The organism is Flavobacterium faecale (assembly GCF_048320115.1).
GTDB lineage: Bacteria > Bacteroidota > Bacteroidia > Flavobacteriales > Flavobacteriaceae > Flavobacterium > Flavobacterium faecale_A.
This window is the reverse complement of the sequence record NZ_CP182943.1, coordinates 2,330,941-2,347,714: the sequence shown is the minus strand read 5'-3', so window position 1 is coordinate 2,347,714 and position 16,774 is coordinate 2,330,941. Positions and strand designations below refer to the sequence as shown.

The window sequence follows — 16,774 nt, the reverse complement described above, 5'->3', positions numbered from 1 at the left end:
GATTATCACAACTTTATAGTAATAGAATCTCGCAAAAATGACATAAAACTAATGTCTAGAAATCCAAAAATATCAGGTATCTAAGCCCTTCACCTGATTGATTACGTAAAATATTTCGTGCTAATTCGTAATCCCGAAACTTCGGGAGTGTCTTAAACCAAAAAATATGTCAACAATCAACTGTGCGCCCGTCGCCAACCGAAAAAAATTAAGTTTCCTAGACAGCTACCTTACCTTATGGATCTTTCTTGCGATGGCAATTGGAGTAGCTGTTGGGTATTTCATTCCAGCAAGCAGTGGTTTTATCAACTCTTATTCTTCAGGAACTACTAATATTCCTCTAGCCATCGGACTCATATTGATGATGTATCCGCCTTTGGCCAAAGTCAATTACTCCCAAATGGGCGCTGTTTTTACCAACACCAAAATCCTAGGTGCTTCCTTACTACTCAACTGGGTAGTAGGACCTATTTTGATGTTTGTATTAGCATTGCTATTCTTAAACGGCTATCCTGAATACATGATTGGAGTAATACTCATTGGATTGGCACGTTGTATTGCCATGGTCGTGGTATGGAACGACCTGGCCGAAGGAAACCGAGAATATGCCGCAGGCTTAATCGCCCTCAACTCCATCTTTCAAGTACTGTTGTACAGCGTTTATGCCTATCTCCTCATCACCATTTTGCCTCCTTATTTTGGCTACACTGGTTTTGAAGTCAACATCAGCATTGGTCAAATTGCCGAAAGTGTGGGTATTTATCTTGGCATCCCCTTTGCACTCGGAATCATCAGCCGCTACAGTCTCATCGCACTAAAGGGTGAATCCTGGTTTCAACAAAAATACATCCCATTCATCTCCCCTATTACCTTAATAGCCTTGTTGTTTACCATTGTTTTGATGTTCAGCCTAAAAGGCGAACTGATTGTACAAATCCCAATGGACGTGGTACGCATTGCCATTCCACTCGTGATTTATTTCACCCTTATGTTCATCAGTAGCTTTTTCCTAGGTAAGTATTTTGGAGCCGACTATTCCAAAGCCACTGCCATTGCCTTTACCGCAACAGGAAACAATTTTGAACTCGCCATCGCGGTTGCCATTGGAGTTTTTGGCATCAACAGCGGACAAGCCTTTGCAGGTGTTATTGGCCCCTTGGTCGAAGTACCCGCTTTGATTGCCTTAGTCAACTTGGCTTTTTGGTTTCAAAAAAAATATTATAGCAACTAGCCCTAATAACAATTAGAGCGTACTTTCATTACCATAAAAACGATAGATAGCAACTAATTATTTTAAATTGCAACTAAGCACAAATTCATTAGCAAAAGCTTCAAAACAGAAATAATAAGTCATCAACGCCTATAAAAAATCATTAATAAATGAACAAATCTATAGGTGTCTAAGTGCGAAAAATTCGTAGCAAATAAAAATTTCATTTACGCATTTGTAATAAAAATATTAGTTATATTTGTTTTGAAAATACCATAAACTAGCGCCTATACACCTGAATTTGGATGTATAGGCGCTACTTTATAGCGAGTATAAGCAAGTTATATGCTATTTTAAAGAACCTGACAAAAAAACAAACATGGATACAATTACAAGAGGTTTTCTCAATGACTTTATTGAAAGAAAAGGATATACAAAATTAAAAGAAAGTGTTCAATTTGAATATTTCTGCAATTTTTGTGTGGTAAATAAAGAATTTGATTCAATCTCTTTTGATGAAAAATTAGTTTCAACAGGAAATTCAACTCAAGGAATTGATGGTATTGCAATTATTGTTAATAATAAACTTTGTGTCAATGTTGGTGAAATTCAGCAAATAATGGAACTTAATAGAGTTCTGACTGTGACTTTTATTTTTATTCAATCAAAAACTTCGAGTAGCTTCAGTAATGAGCAAATAGAAAATTTCAGTAGATGGACAAAAAACTTTTTTAGTGATAAAGCTGACTTATTCACAACAGATGAAATGAGAAATTTCATTGAAATGCGCGAATTTATATATCTAAATACAAGATTCATGAAAGAGCGAAATCCAAACTGTATTTTATATTTCTGTACAACAGGTAAATGGGAAAATGATAATAATTTAGTTAGTATTATTGACTCAAATAGAAAAGAAATAGAAGATTTGGAATTATTTAATAAGGTTATCATCAATCCTATAGATTCAAAATCACTTCAAGAATTGTATCGTAAAACAAAAGAGCCTGTCGAAGCATCAATAAAGTTCGAAAGAAAAGTTAACATACCAACAATAACAGAAATTGAAGTAGCATATTCAGGCCTTTTACCATTTTCAGAATTTAAGAAAATTATTATTGATGAAACAGGGAAAATGAAATCTGTTTTTGATGATAATATACGAGACTATTTAGAACAAGATAATAATCCTGTAAATAATGATATATCGAAAACTATACAAAATGGGCTTTTAGAACAGTTTTGTATATTAAATAATGGAGTTACAATTGTAGCTGACGAAATAACAGGTCTTGGAGATTCTTTTACAATATCAAATTACCAAATAGTAAATGGTTGCCAAACAAGTAATGTATTATATGAAAATCGTTTTATAGATGGTATCGAACAAATGCATATTCCTGTTAAAATTATTGTTACAAGCGACCAAACTATAAAGAGTCAAATTACAAGGGCAACAAATAATCAAACAGCAGTAAATGCTGTTGAATTAGAAGCTTTAACGGATTTTCAAAGAAATTTGGAAGATTATTTTAAAGCACTTCCAAAAGATGATTTCAAGTTATACTATGAAAGAAGAACAAACCAATACAAAAGTTCTGACGATATTCCATTATACAGAGTAATCAATCGTGAAAGTCAAATTAAATCCTTGGCTGCAATGTTTTTAAATAATCCCCAAAATGTAACAGGTAATTATGGTAGATTAATAGAAAAACTTGGTGTGGAAATTTTTAATCCAGAACATGATTTTTTTGCATATTATATCAGTTCACTTACTTATTTTGAACTTGAAAAATTACTAAATGAAAATGTTTTATTAAGTAAATCGAAACGCTTTAGATATCATATCCTTATGGTTTTTAGATTTTTAATTACAAAAGTTATCAATCCTAATTTAAAAGATAAAGGAAAGACAAGTAGAACATGTAATGAAATTTTAAATGTTTTAAAAGACGATACATTGAAAATAGAAACGTTTAAAAAAGCTGCTGAAATTATTGAAAGCACTGATTTAAATATAAACTTTGATGACAGAAAAGCCGTTGAAAGAAAAGATACAACTGATTTAATTATTGAATATTTAGTTGATACTTACTTGAAAAATAAATAAAAAAAACAGCATATAATCGTAGACGGCTCCACTAGAAACTAACGGAGTGCGCCTCTCACACCACCGAGCGTACGGGTCACGTACTCGGCGGTTTCCCGAAATGAATTCGGGATAAACTCCAAATGATGGATTAAGTTCGATGAAACCACCGGCTAAGGATTGATAGGCTTTTTGCCTTAGGCGTTTCAAAGTAATGGTTGAACCCAAAATCGGTAGTACACAACTAACTATTTAAGCTAATTTCAACCATCAGAAAAGCAACTTTTAATGCATTATACAATACAAATAAGCCAGATTATAAAAATTAAAAAATGTAAATAAAAAAAGCGTTCCTAATTGACCAAACTGGCCATAGGAACGCTTAGTTCATGATTGCTTGCCTAACACTTCTAGGAGTTTTTTTTTGAATCGAAAAATCCAAAAAAAAAAACATTTTCAACCCCAGATCGTAGACTAGTAGATATTTTCTATATGACTATTTATTTCCAAAATAAGATACCTTACCACCGCTTAAGAAGGCCTCTCCTACTGGACTAAAAGTATCAATTAACATTCCCTCTTCCAAACAAACAGCACTATGCAATAAATTAAGCTCTATACACCCCATCTCCTGCTTCTATAATTTTATTTTCTCCATCAATTTCAAATTCAAATTTTCCTGAAACACAAAAGGTAGCTTGAGTATGAAAATGTTAATGTGGTGCTCCTAAAGCTTCTTTTTCAAATTTCACTTTTACCATCATGATTTGGTTATCGTAACCTAAGAACTTTTTTGATACACCGCCCCCAAGCTCTTCCCAGTCCATGTCTTTTGAGATTATGTACTTTTCACTAAATCTTTTCATTTTGCTAATAATTTGTTATCTAATTTGTATAAGAATAATTCAAGAAGTTAGATAATATCCAACAATTAGTGAACTAGAAAATTTATGCTTATAATCTTCCTATTTAGTTATCATTTTGAAAAATTAAACGTTTTGACAGAAAATCAATTCCTTAAACACAACCAAGACAACTCCCTGATAATGAATCCTTATCATTTATAGAGTAGACAAGACTACTAATTTGTATTATTGTTTTATCTTTGGACAAATCAAAATCCGACTAGAAAAAGAAGTGAAAAAAGCAGCCAAGGAACAGACTAACTGGACGATTTGTCAAGAATGCCAAGGACGGGGTAAAAAAAGTCGGAGAATCAACAAGAAAGTACGATTGCAGTACCAAAAAGCCTTAGAACAATTTGAAAAATCAAATGGAGAAGGCACAATCCCTGCTCGTCCAAAAGCGCATCTTGACTCTTGTTCGAACTGTTCAGGCTCAGGCTTAATTCCCGCAGACAATCCCCCCATTACCGATGCCGAAAACTACCCTCAGCTTGCCATTATTGGCGGCGGTATAGGCGGCGTGGCTTTGGCAGTAGCTTGTTTGCACCGCGGGATTCCCTTTACACTTTACGAACGTGATCACAGCTTTGACGCACGCTCACAAGGTTACGGACTCACTTTGCAACAAGCCAGCAAAGCCATCGAAGGATTGGGAATTTTCAACTTAGAGAAAGGAGTCGTTTCGACCAGACACCTGGTTCATACCACAGAAGGAACAGTAATTGGAGAATGGGGAATGCGAAAATGGATGCCAGCCGATTCGAAAAAATCGCCAAAACGCACCAACATTCATATCGCACGCCAATCTTTGCGTTTGGCACTACTAGAGCAACTGGGCGGACAAGATGCCGTGCAATGGGATCATCAATTAACGGACTTTAAAGCTAATGAAAATGGCGGAGTCGATTTAGACTTTGAAGTAAACGGACAAATTAAAACCGTCAAAGCTGATCTCGTTGTGGGCTCCGATGGCATAAGGAGTTCCGTACGAAAAATACTCATTGGCGACTCCAAAACACCATTGCGTTACTTGGATTGCATCGTGATTTTAGGAATATGTCCTTTGGCCAGCTTGCAAGATGTGGACAGTCATCTATTGGATTCAGCCTCGGTCTTTCAAACCGCCAATGGCAACGAACGCATCTACATCATGCCTTATGAATCCGATTCGGTGATGTGGCAACTGAGTTTCCCCATGCCCGAAGAAGAAGCCAAAGCACTGAGTGCTAAAGGACCGCAAGCACTTAAAGAAGAAGCCTGCCGCAGAATACAGTGGCACGCTCCGATACCACAGATTTTAGCGGCCACTAAAAGTGAACAGGTTTCAGGTTACCCTGTTTACGATCGAGAATTACTCCATGCTGAATCCTTACAAAAAGCCGGTCCCGTTACATTAATTGGAGATGCGGCACACCCGATGAGTCCTTTTAAAGGACAAGGAGCCAATCAAGCTTTACTAGACGCACTATCGTTAGCAAGAGCCATTTTCAAAGGTTGCAAACCCAAGTCTAAATGGCGCGAAATTGGATTAAGAGACAAAGTACTTACTGATTTTGAAAAAGAAATGCTTGAACGTTCTGCTATAAAAGTGAAGCATTCCGCCGAAGCAGCACAATTTTTACATTCAGACATAGTGCTTCATGAAAGCGACGAACCCAGAGGTCGTGTCGCCAACAGAAAAAAAAAGTAACAACAGCTAACCCCTTTTCTAAAATAATTTATCACCAATATGACATCCTTTAAGATGCAAGATAATTGCGTCCCTTTGGTTTCTTTCACAAGCTATTTTTAACTATATTTGAAAGTATAATACGACTACTTTTCAAAAGCTGATAACTACTAAAGGAAGAAATAATGAAAAAAGTACTATTCTTAACAGGAGATTTTACCGAAGACTACGAAACCATGGTTCCCTTTCAAATGCTGGAAATGGTAGGTTACGAAGTCCATACTGTTTGCCCAGATAAAAAAAAGGGAGATACGATTAAAACCGCAATCCATGATTTTGAAGGTGATCAAACCTACACCGAAAAACCAGGACATAATTTTACCCTGAATTACAGTTTTGACCAAGTGAAAGTGGAAGATTACGATGGCTTAGTCATCGCTGGCGGTAGAGCCCCCGAATACCTTCGATTGAACAAAAAGATCATCGATATGGTGAAATATTTTTTCCTGACTGATAAGCCCGTAGCAGCCATATGCCATGGCATCCAAATACTAACCGCAGCCGATGTGGTTAAAGGAAAAAAACTAACCGCCTACCCAGCAGTAGCTCCCGAGGTGACTTTAGCGGGTGGCGATTTCCAATCTATAGCAGCTAATGAAGCTTATGTAGACGGCAACTTGGTCACCTCGCCTGCTTGGCCAGGACACCCTAGCTTCATTAGAGAATTTCTAAAATTAATGGGAGCAACTATTACAATCTAAATTTGAAGCAACACCCAAGATAGCTTGGATTCAAAATATAAAACTATAAGCAAAATCAACTCCGCATGAGTCTAATGACTTCTGCGGAGTTTTTATGATTAAATAACACAGTGCATCACCAATTCTCATTCAAAGGAAGAAAATATTATATTTTCAGAAATACCAATCATTAGAAATTTTATCTTTGCCAAAAATACTGAACCTACGCATCTTGGTATTAATTCAGAACAAAACATCGTTGGTACAAACATGGGGAAGTTTCAAGAAAAACAGCTAATTAAAGCAATAGACTAAAGAACACAAACAATGACTATTATTTCAAAAGATATTACAAAAGCAATAACAATCTTAAATAACGAAGATGTAGTAGCTATACCTACTGAGACTGTATATGGATTGGCAGGAAATATCTATAGTGAAAAAGCCATTCGTAAAATATTTGAGGTAAAACAAAGGCCATTGTTCAATCCGTTAATCGTACACATCCACTCTATTGATCAACTTCAAGATATTGTTAGCGAGTTTCCCGAAAAAGCACAATTGCTCGCAAAAGCTTTTTGGCCAGGCTCTTTGACCTTGATTTTAAAGAAAAAACCAACTATCCCTGATCTCATTACAGCAGGAAAAGATTCGGTTGCTGTGCGAATTCCCAATCATCCAGTTACCCTTAATCTACTACAACAATTATCATTTCCGTTAGCCGCACCTAGCGCGAACCCCTTCAACAGAATTAGTCCTACCAATGCCTCACATGTGGAAGACTATTTTAAGGACACCATAAAAATGGTGCTCGAAGGCGGAGCGTGTACCAACGGAATCGAATCAACCATTATTGGATTTGAAAACGACCAACCGATACTCTACCGATTGGGTTCAATTTCTATTGAAGAAATCACCAATGTAATTGGGGAAATCCAAATTAAAAACAAGAAAGAAACAGCTCCTAACGCACCAGGAATGCTTGCCAAACATTACGCTCCTAAAACCAGAACCTATTTAACTACCGAGGTAGAAAACTTCATAAAGGACTATCCTGACAAGAAAATTGGCGTACTAAAATTTACGGGAGACATAAATGCTTCCAACATTGAGCATGTAGAAATATTATCTGAAACTGGAGGTTTAAAAGAAGCAGCTTCTAAACTATACAGCAGCTTGCATAAGTTAGACATCTTGAATCTAGATATGATTGTCGCAGAAGTATTTCCAGATTTTGGATTAGGAAAATCGATTAATGATCGATTAGAAAGAGCCACTAAAATTTAAAAATTCCAAATGGAATAACCCCTTCCCTTTTCCTAAAACCTATCAAACTATCCATTGGTCGTATATGATAATACAACCAACAGCTAATCTATTACCCTATAGAAAAGCCTAACAATATACGTACGCAATAAACACTAATAAAAATACGTATTTACAACAGCTACATAAGTGTTTTTTAGCAGTTACTAAAGTGACAATACACATATATAAGTAGACAAACCAAGAGCAAACAATTTCACTTATCCAACAAAAACAGCCATTAACAGCATATCTCATACCATTTCAACAACAAACCGTTAAAAAATTACAGAAAATATATTTTTAAATTATTTTTCTACGAAATTCTCAATTCATTACAAAAAAGAGATAAATAAGTAAATTAATTAAGTATAACTACGTATATTTGCTACGTAATACTTAATTAATGATATTATGATTAAAATAATAGTAGTCGGAAACGGCATGGTGGGTTACAAATTTTGTGAAAAATTCATCTCAAAATCTGGACAGGAAAAATATCAAATTACCGTATTTGGTGAAGAACCAAGACGTGCATATGACCGTGTTCACTTAAGTGAATACTTTGCAGGAAAATCAGCTGACGATTTATCTATGTCAACCGCAAACTGGTACGAAGAAAATAATATCATTTTAAATACTTCTGAATTAGTAACGGACATCCATAAGGAAACCAAAACCATTACTACGCATTTAGAAAAAACACATACTTATGATTATTTAGTACTCGCTACTGGATCATCTGCCTTTGTTCCTCCAATTGACGGAGTAGAAAAAGAGGGTGTTTTTGTCTATAGAACTATCGAAGATCTTGACGCTATTATGGCTTATGCCAAAAAAATAAAACAAAACGGTTCTACTGAAGCAGCCGTCTTAGGAGGTGGATTACTAGGACTGGAAGCCGCCAAAGCTGTACGTGACTTAGGATTAAATCCTCATGTTGTGGAATTTGCACCACGCTTGATGCCAAGACAATTAGACAAAGGCGCCAGTAATATGTTGCGTTCTAAAATTGAAGAATTAAACATCAAGATTCACCTAAGTAAATCTACGCAATTTATTGACGGAGAGGATTTCATCACTGGAATGATGTTTGAAGAAGAAGAGCTACTTAAAGTAGACATGCTTGTTATCTCAGCAGGTATCAAACCAAGAGATGAACTAGGAAGAGGCGCAGGTCTTGAAGTAGGCGTACGTGGTGGAATTGTAGTAAATAACAAAATGCAAACTTCAGATCCAAACATTTTTGCTATTGGTGAAGTTGCACTGTACAACCATATGATTTACGGATTGGTGGCCCCAGGATACGAAATGGCAGATGTAGCTGCTGATCAAATTTTACAAGGCAAAAAAACCATGAGAGAATCCATCGATATGTCTACGCAATTAAAATTAATTGGTGTAGAAGTAGCGAGTTTTGGAGACCCATTTATCGAGCATCAAGATGGCACTCCAATTGTTTACGAAAACAAAATGAGCGGAATCTACAAAAGAATCAACATTTCTAAAGACGGTACCAAATTATTAGGTGGTATCCTTGTAGGGGATTCTAGCGATTACAATACCCTTTTCCAAATTTACAGCAACGGAATGGCCATCCCTAAAAACCCAGAAGATTTAATCTTGGGAGCAAGAGGTGGAGAAGCATCTTCAATGGGAAGCGCCATGGACTTGCCTGATACCGCTGTTATCTGTTCTTGTGAAAATGTAACCAAAGGAAGTATCTGTTGCTCTATTACTGATGGGAGCTGCGAAACTTTTGGCGATGTTGTCAAAGCAACAAAAGCAACTTCAGGTTGTGGTGGCTGTAAGCCAATGGTAGTTGATTTAGTAAAAGAAGCTCAAAAATCTTTAGGTAAAGAAGTTAAAGATGTTGTTTGCGAACACTTCGCTTACAGCCGTCAAGAATTATTTGATATTGTAAAAATCAACAAATTCACAAATCACAATGAAGTACTAGGAACAGTAGGTAAAGGTGATGGTTGCGAGGTTTGTCGCCCAGTTTTATCTTCTATATTTTCAAGCATCTATAATGATACTGCAAACAAACACGTTACTTCACAAGATACTAATGATAGATTCTTAGCTAATATTCAACGTAACGGAACCTATTCAGTTGTTCCAAGAATGGCCGGTGGTGAAGTTACTGCCGAAAAACTAATCGCCATAGGTGAAGTAGCCAAAGAATACAACTTATATACTAAAATAACTGGTGCACAACGTGTCGATTTATTTGGCGCAGAACTTAACGACTTACCAGCCATTTGGAAAAAATTAATTGACAATGGTTTTGAAAGTGGTCATGCTTACGGAAAATCACTAAGAGCCGTTAAGAGTTGTGTAGGTAACGCTTGGTGTCGTTACGGAATGGATGACAGTACCACATTGGCAATCGAATTAGAAAATAGATATAGAGGTATTCGCTCTCCTCACAAATTAAAAGGTGGTGTTTCTGCTTGTATTAGAGAATGTGCTGAGGCAAGAGGAAAAGACTTTGGAGTAATTGCTGTTGAAGGTGGATGGAACTTATACATCTGTGGAAACGGAGGAGCAAATCCTAAACATGCTGTTCTATTGGCAGAAACGATCGACAAAGAAACCGTTTTCAAATACATGGATCGTTTCCTAATGTATTACATCCGTACAGCTGGACCACTTGTGAGAACATCAACTTGGTTAGAAAAACTAGAAGGTGGAATTGAGTACCTTAAAGATATCGTTATCAACGACAGCTTGGGAATCAACGCTACTCTTGAAGCAGAAATGCAACAACTAGTAGACACTTTTGAATGCGAGTGGAAACAAGCAATTGAAGATCCTGAAATGATGAAACGTTTCAAGCACTTCACCAACTCTGATGACCGTGACGACAATATAGAATATATCGGTCTAAGAGAACAAAAAATGCCTAAAGCTTGGCAATAACCAGTTTACAAAAGAAACAAAAAATATAAATTTCTGAATACTTCAATGCTGAAAAGCTTTGAAGTATTCAAAATCAAAAAAATAACAGCATGGAAGAATTATTAAATCAATACGAAACGGTTGCATTAAACGATGTAAAAGTATGGTTCAAAGCAGGTAAAACTTCAGATTTCCCAACTGATGGCGGTGGATGTGTCAAATATAACGGAAAGCAAATCGCAGTTATCAATTTTGAAAGAAGAAACGAATGGTATGCTTGCCAAAATGTATGTCCTCATAAAATGGAAATGGTACTTTCAAGAGGTATGATTGGTTCAGCAGATGACACCCCAAAAATTGCTTGTCCATTACACAAAAACACCTTTTCATTAGTTGATGGAACCAACTTAAGTGGTAACGATTATAAAATTGCTACTTATCCTGTAAAAATTGTTGAAGGTGAAGTATTGATTGGGTTTATCGATTAAATACGTATATTTGGAGTATCAAAATACACTCCAAATGACAACACCATTCCAACAAGCCAGCCAATGGATAGATGCTGAAAATGCTCAAGATCCAAATATAGAAATTCACGAATCCATAAGCTTTCCTAAAGAACTATTATACTCTAATAGAATGTACGAAAGGCTTATGGATTTTTGTCCTACTGCCTCAGAAGAAGTTCAAATTGCTGCCAAAGCACAACACATTTGCCGCTGGAAAATAGCCAGAGATTCTTATCCAATGGACCGCGTAGGTTATTTAAAATGGAGAGAAGATTTAAAAAAATTCCACGCCAAAACTACTGCTGAGATTCTTGAAAAAGCAGGTTACAATGCCGAATTTATTGCTCGAGTGACTTTTTTAATCGAGAAAAAATTACTTAAAAAAGATGCTGAAACCCAATTACTAGAAGACGTGATTTGTCTTGTCTTTTTAGAACACTACTTAGAGCCTTTCGTAGAAAAACACGACAGAGAGAAATTAAAAAACATCATTCTAAAAACCTGGAATAAAATGTCTGAAAAAGGACATGAAGCTGCTTTAAAAATCTCATACACTCCAGACAATCTAGAACTAATTAAAGAAGCTTTAGGATTATAGTCATATGGAAAAAAGCTTATCAGAATCTACCAAAACATTTAATTTCAAAAGGCTTAAAAAACGCTACATTTTTGCCTTAATTACTATTGCAATAACCGTACTTTTAAGTCAGTTATTGATTCAATATAACATCAACACCCAATTGCACGACTCCCGATTGATCAATATTTCGGGCAAACAAAGGATGTTGAGTCAGAAATTAGTCAAAGAGATTTTGATATTGAACGCGGTAACCGATGCTGAGAAAACAAAGCAACAAATCTTCAACATCAAGGAAACCCTTTCCATTTGGAAAACTACGCAAAACGCCTTACAATATGGAAACGACAGTTTGCAGTTTCCCTCTAAAAAAAGTCGTGAATTATCCCAATTGTACGATGGTATCAAACCTAATTTTGACTCCATTGTACATACAACGGGCTTAATCCTTAAACACCGCCATACAGGAGGAGACCCTGTAAAAAACCAAGCATTAATCCAAACTGTTCTGGACAATCAAGTGATTTTCTTAAAGAAAATGAATCAGATTGTTGGCCAATATGAAAAAGAAGCCTTCCACAAACTTACCCTGCAACGCAATACAGAATACGGCATTCTCTTTTTTACTTTAATGGTATTATTATTAGAACTCCAATTTATTTTTAAACCTACGAATAAAAAGATTGAACAATTAATCACCAAACTTTTATACTCCGAAAAGAAAGCTTTAAAATTAGCACACGACACAGAAATCATCAGCCAACTCAAAGAAAACTCCGTTAAGGAATTAAAATCTTTGAACTATGCAATGGAAAACACTTTGTTGTATTGCCGCATTGCTACTGATGGCAGCATCATTCATATTGGTGAAAAATTTGCAAAACTCATCAACTACACCGCCTTTCATGCCGAAAAGAAATTCTCTGAAGTCTTAACTCCCATTGAAAAAGAACAACTTTTCATTGACCGAATTATAACTGAAAAACAAAAAAGTGGCTGGCAAGGCGAACTTCATTTAACACGTTCAGAGGACGAATCCATCTGGCTGGATTTATCCATGATTCCAGTAAGCATTCGCAAAGAAGAATCGGAATTACTTATTATTTGTTTTGACATTACGATTCGTAAAAATGCAGAACAGGAAGTAGAGCGATTGAATGCCGAAAATATCGCCGAAAAAATCAATCAACAAAAGATTATTTCTAGCAAAATTGTTGAAAATCAAGAAAACGAACAAAACCGTATCGCTAGAGAAATTCACGATGGAATTGGCCAAATGTTGACAGGTCTGAAGTTTAGTCTCGAAAGCATTAATTTGGACGACAAGGAAAAATCGGCCCAAAAGATTGAATACCTTAAAAAATTATCGCTCGATATTATCAAGGGAGTGCGCACAGCCACTTTTAACCTGATGCCACCAGAATTGAGCGATCACGGAATTGTATCTTCCATTGCCAAACTAACCCAAGAGCTGTCCAAATTAACTGGAAAAAACATTCTCTTTTACAATAAAAGTAATTTTGACCAACGATTGGATTCACTGATTGAAATCAACCTGTATCGTTTGACCCAAGAAGCAATTAATAACGCTATCAAGTACGCCGAATCATCGCATATAATTGTCCAACTTTCACATAGCAACAATTTACTAAGCATCACCATTGACGACAACGGAAAAGGTTTTGACTTGAGCACTGTTGACCAAAAGAAAACCAGTGAATCTGGCATGGGCTTACTGTTTATGAAAGAAAGAATTCAATACATTAATGGCCGTGTGTTTTTCAACTCTATCGTAGGCGAAGGAACTCGCATCACCTTCAATATCCCAATTTAAAGAGACCAAACCCTAAATAATAGTTTTTTTTTACCACCAACGGCACAATCAGTATTTCGGATAAAATTGCATTAGAGCAAGCTGTCTTAACATTTACTTGTAGTAAGCGAAATATATTTTATAGAAATCTAAAAATTAGCCACGCTAACACCTGTATAAGCTTCTATACATAACCATTCACATTTTTAGTCTTTTTTTAAAACTAAAGAATTAATACGTATATTGCGTAATATTTTAGTGTTTACTACGTAACGCTATCTGATTTTAAATTACGTAATATATGAGTGATATTATTCGAGTGGTTCTAGCTGACGACCATGTTTTTGTAAGAGACGGTGTCAAATCCTTATTAGAATCCGAAGAAAACATTGTAGTTGTTGGTGAAGCAACAGATGGACAAGAAGCCCTAACTGTAGTTGAGGAAAACAAACCCGATTTATTAATTATCGACATCCGTATGCCAAACATGACTGGTATAGAAGCGGTAGATAAACTACGTAAAGCAGGGAATTTTGTTAAAACCATTGTGCTTTCCATGCACGATTCGGAAGAATACGTATTGAAAGCCATCAATGCAGGTGCGGACGGATATTTACTTAAAGGTTCTAGTAAAGAAGAGTTTTTAAAAGCACTTCATACTGTAACCAATGGTGGTAAGTATTTTACTGGTGACATCTCCTCTATCTTAATCAATCAATTATCTTCTGGTCTTGGAATTGAAGCTAAAAATCCACCCGCCGAAGAAATTACCATCACCAAAAGAGAAAAAGAAATTTTAAAACTATTGCTTTCTGGTAAAGGAAATAAAGAAATTGCCGAAACACTAGAAATCAGCAAGCGAACTGCAGAGGTACATCGTTTTAATTTGATGAAAAAATTAAAAGTAAAAAATTTAATGGAACTTTCTAACAAAGCCTCAGAATACTCTTTGTTGTAAACTCATAATTTCCCTATCATTATCCGTTGATTCCTAAAAGAAATACACTCTTTTAGGAATCAACGGATTTTTTTTGGATTACAATTTTATAAATAAAGGTTCTAGCCGTAAAATTTCAAAATAACTCAATTACTACTTAATGTTAAACTAATTGTATTTTCCTCTCAAGACTAATTCTAACAAACAAAACAACAGTAATGATCATCAACACAACTTCACTACGTACTTACATAAAAACAATTTTACGTATATTTTTACGTATAAATACGTAATTATTTTCCAAAACCTGCGTTTTCGCAGGTTTTTAATAGTTTTTAGTACTTACATTTGTAAAAAAATATAAGTACATATGGAAAATTCAATTTCATTATCTAAGTCACACCGCATGTTATTTCTTAACACCCTTGCATTTACAATATGTTTTGCATGCTGGACATTAAACGGTGTATTGGTTACCTTCTTAGTTGACAGAGGTATTTTTAACTGGAACGTAGTTCAAGTAGGATGGCTTTTAGGTATTCCTATCTTAACTGGATCCATCATGCGTTTACCAATCGGAATCTTAACAGACAAGTTTGGCGGAAAATATGTTTTCGCAACCTTACTTCTCCTTTGCTCTATACCACTATTTCTTTTACCACTAGCTGATAGCTTTTTCATGTTTGCTATCTTAAGCTTTTTATTTGGGATGGTGGGAACCAGCTTTGCCGTTGGAATTGGATACACTTCAATTTTTTATCCAAAAGAATGGCAAGGTAGAGCATTGGGGATTTTTGGTATGGGAAATGCAGGAGCTGCCATCACAACTTTTGTTGCACCTTCACTACTAAATCATTTCTCCGCTACAGACCCAACTAGCGGTTGGAAAATGCTACCTATAGCCTATGGAGCAGTCTTATTATTTATTGGGGTTTTATTTTTATTTTTTGCAGAAAACAAAAAACTGGAAAAATCAAATCGTACAATTCCTCAAATGCTAACTACCTTAAAAAGTCCAAGAGTTTGGCGATTTGGAGCTTACTATTTCTTAGTATTTGGTTGTTTTGTAGCCTATTCTCAATGGTTATTACCTAACTTTATGAATGTATATTCGACTAGTTTGGTTATGGGGGGAATGTTTGCTACTATGTTTAGTTTACCTTCTGGAGTAATTCGTGCTTTTGGCGGATACTTATCCGATAAATTTGGTGCACGTACCGTAATGTATTGGGTATTGAGTTCCTCAGTAATCCTAAGTGCTTTGTTAATGGTTCCAAAAATGGAAATCACAACTGCCGGCCCTGGTGTAATGGCAGGAAAAAAAGGAATTGTAACTGCAGTTTCACCAACGAATGTGCGAATTGGAGAAACAGACTTCCCTATTGATTCTAAGCCAGAAGCGGTGGAGCAAGGCAATATTTTCCCAGTAAAATCGTCTTGGCAAAAAGTCATCGTAGAACAAAACCAAGAAGTGAACAAAAAAGAATTGCTTGCTAAAGGAGTAACGAGAATCACTTTTGATGCCAATATGTGGGTGTATCTAGTATTAGTAATTATGATAGGTATTTCATGGGGAATCGGAAAAGCTGCCGTTTACAAACACATTCCGGAATACTTCCCAACTGAAATTGGAGTTGTTGGCGGAATGGTAGGCTTACTAGGTGGACTTGGTGGATTCTTTGGCCCAATTATCTTTAGTTATTTATTGACAACAACTGGAATTTGGTCTAGTTCATGGATATTTATTTTACTATTCTCTGCTATATGTTTGATTTGGATGCATATTACCATTACCAATATGATGAATGAAAAGCAACCAGCTATGGCTAAAGAAATAGATAGAAAAAATTAATCAATTACACTACAGACAATTTTTGTAGTTGCGATGAACATTTTTTTTTGAGCTGTCATGAAGTTTATGCTTTTTGACAGCTTTTTTTAATCCTTAACACAAAAAGAGAATACTCATATGACATTTATTTCGTGTTTTAATTGTTGATTTTTTAAAATCAGATTCGATAAATACAGCATCCTCAAAATTACCTTGCCAACCTCATTAACAGGATTAAAATTAAGTATTTATACGTATTATTTGTTAAATTTGTTAGAAACG

At 35.6% G+C, this 16,774-nt stretch carries 11 protein-coding genes and 1 pseudogene; 11 read left to right on the top strand and 1 reads right to left on the bottom strand.

The window, feature by feature from the left end:
* Nucleotides 1-166 precede the first annotated feature (166 nt).
* Together arsB and ACNH59_RS09895 are read left to right on the top strand one after the other, a co-directional pair.
* Complete coding sequence (arsB, locus tag ACNH59_RS09900; protein WP_418262384.1) at nucleotides 167-1,231, top strand: ACR3 family arsenite efflux transporter; 1,065 nt, start codon at nucleotides 167-169, stop codon at nucleotides 1,229-1,231.
* A gap of 358 nt (nucleotides 1,232-1,589) precedes the next feature.
* On the top strand, nucleotides 1,590-3,323 hold the full coding sequence (locus ACNH59_RS09895) for an AIPR family protein (RefSeq protein ID WP_418262383.1): 1,734 nt from the start codon (nucleotides 1,590-1,592) through the stop codon (nucleotides 3,321-3,323).
* Between the two features lie 475 nt (nucleotides 3,324-3,798).
* Here the strand turns inward: ACNH59_RS09895 and ACNH59_RS09890 are convergent.
* Nucleotides 3,799-4,168, bottom strand: a pseudogene (locus ACNH59_RS09890) (cupin domain-containing protein).
* 271 nt (nucleotides 4,169-4,439) lie between these two features.
* Here ACNH59_RS09890 and ACNH59_RS09885 point away from each other — a divergent pair.
* The 9 genes from ACNH59_RS09885 to ACNH59_RS09845 all read left to right on the top strand — a co-directional run bounded on the left by ACNH59_RS09885 (nucleotide 4,440) and on the right by ACNH59_RS09845 (nucleotide 16,513).
* Nucleotides 4,440-5,897, top strand: coding sequence for an FAD-dependent oxidoreductase (locus ACNH59_RS09885; RefSeq protein ID WP_418264887.1), 1,458 nt, complete (start codon nucleotides 4,440-4,442; stop codon nucleotides 5,895-5,897).
* Nucleotides 5,898-6,061: 164 nt separating this feature from the next.
* Nucleotides 6,062-6,637 carry a DJ-1/PfpI family protein gene (locus ACNH59_RS09880; RefSeq protein ID WP_418262382.1) on the top strand — a complete coding sequence of 192 codons (576 nt, stop codon included), beginning with the start codon at nucleotides 6,062-6,064 and terminating at the stop codon, nucleotides 6,635-6,637.
* Nucleotides 6,638-6,943: 306 nt separating this feature from the next.
* Complete coding sequence (locus ACNH59_RS09875; protein ID WP_418262381.1) at nucleotides 6,944-7,903, top strand: L-threonylcarbamoyladenylate synthase; 960 nt, start codon at nucleotides 6,944-6,946, stop codon at nucleotides 7,901-7,903.
* 432 nt (nucleotides 7,904-8,335) lie between these two features.
* Nucleotides 8,336-10,846 (top strand): nitrite reductase large subunit NirB, encoded by a 2,511-nt coding sequence (gene nirB, locus ACNH59_RS09870; RefSeq protein WP_418262380.1) that lies wholly within the window; start codon nucleotides 8,336-8,338, stop codon nucleotides 10,844-10,846.
* 89 nt (nucleotides 10,847-10,935) lie between these two features.
* Complete coding sequence (gene nirD, locus ACNH59_RS09865) at nucleotides 10,936-11,313, top strand: nitrite reductase small subunit NirD (RefSeq protein ID WP_418262379.1); 378 nt, start codon at nucleotides 10,936-10,938, stop codon at nucleotides 11,311-11,313.
* A 34-nt stretch (nucleotides 11,314-11,347) separates the two neighbouring features.
* The gene (locus ACNH59_RS09860) at nucleotides 11,348-11,932 is read left to right on the top strand and encodes a DUF4202 domain-containing protein (RefSeq protein ID WP_418262378.1); all 585 of its coding nucleotides are present in this window, start codon (nucleotides 11,348-11,350) and stop codon (nucleotides 11,930-11,932) included.
* A gap of 4 nt (nucleotides 11,933-11,936) precedes the next feature.
* Entirely contained in the window at nucleotides 11,937-13,745 is a 1,809-nt protein-coding gene (locus ACNH59_RS09855; RefSeq protein WP_418262377.1) for an ATP-binding protein, read from the top strand.
* Between the two features lie 280 nt (nucleotides 13,746-14,025).
* Nucleotides 14,026-14,682 (top strand): response regulator, encoded by a 657-nt coding sequence (locus ACNH59_RS09850; RefSeq protein ID WP_418262376.1) that lies wholly within the window; start codon nucleotides 14,026-14,028, stop codon nucleotides 14,680-14,682.
* 349 nt (nucleotides 14,683-15,031) lie between these two features.
* Nucleotides 15,032-16,513, top strand: coding sequence for an MFS transporter (locus ACNH59_RS09845; protein WP_418262375.1), 1,482 nt, complete (start codon nucleotides 15,032-15,034; stop codon nucleotides 16,511-16,513).
* Nucleotides 16,514-16,774: the final 261 nt, after the last annotated feature.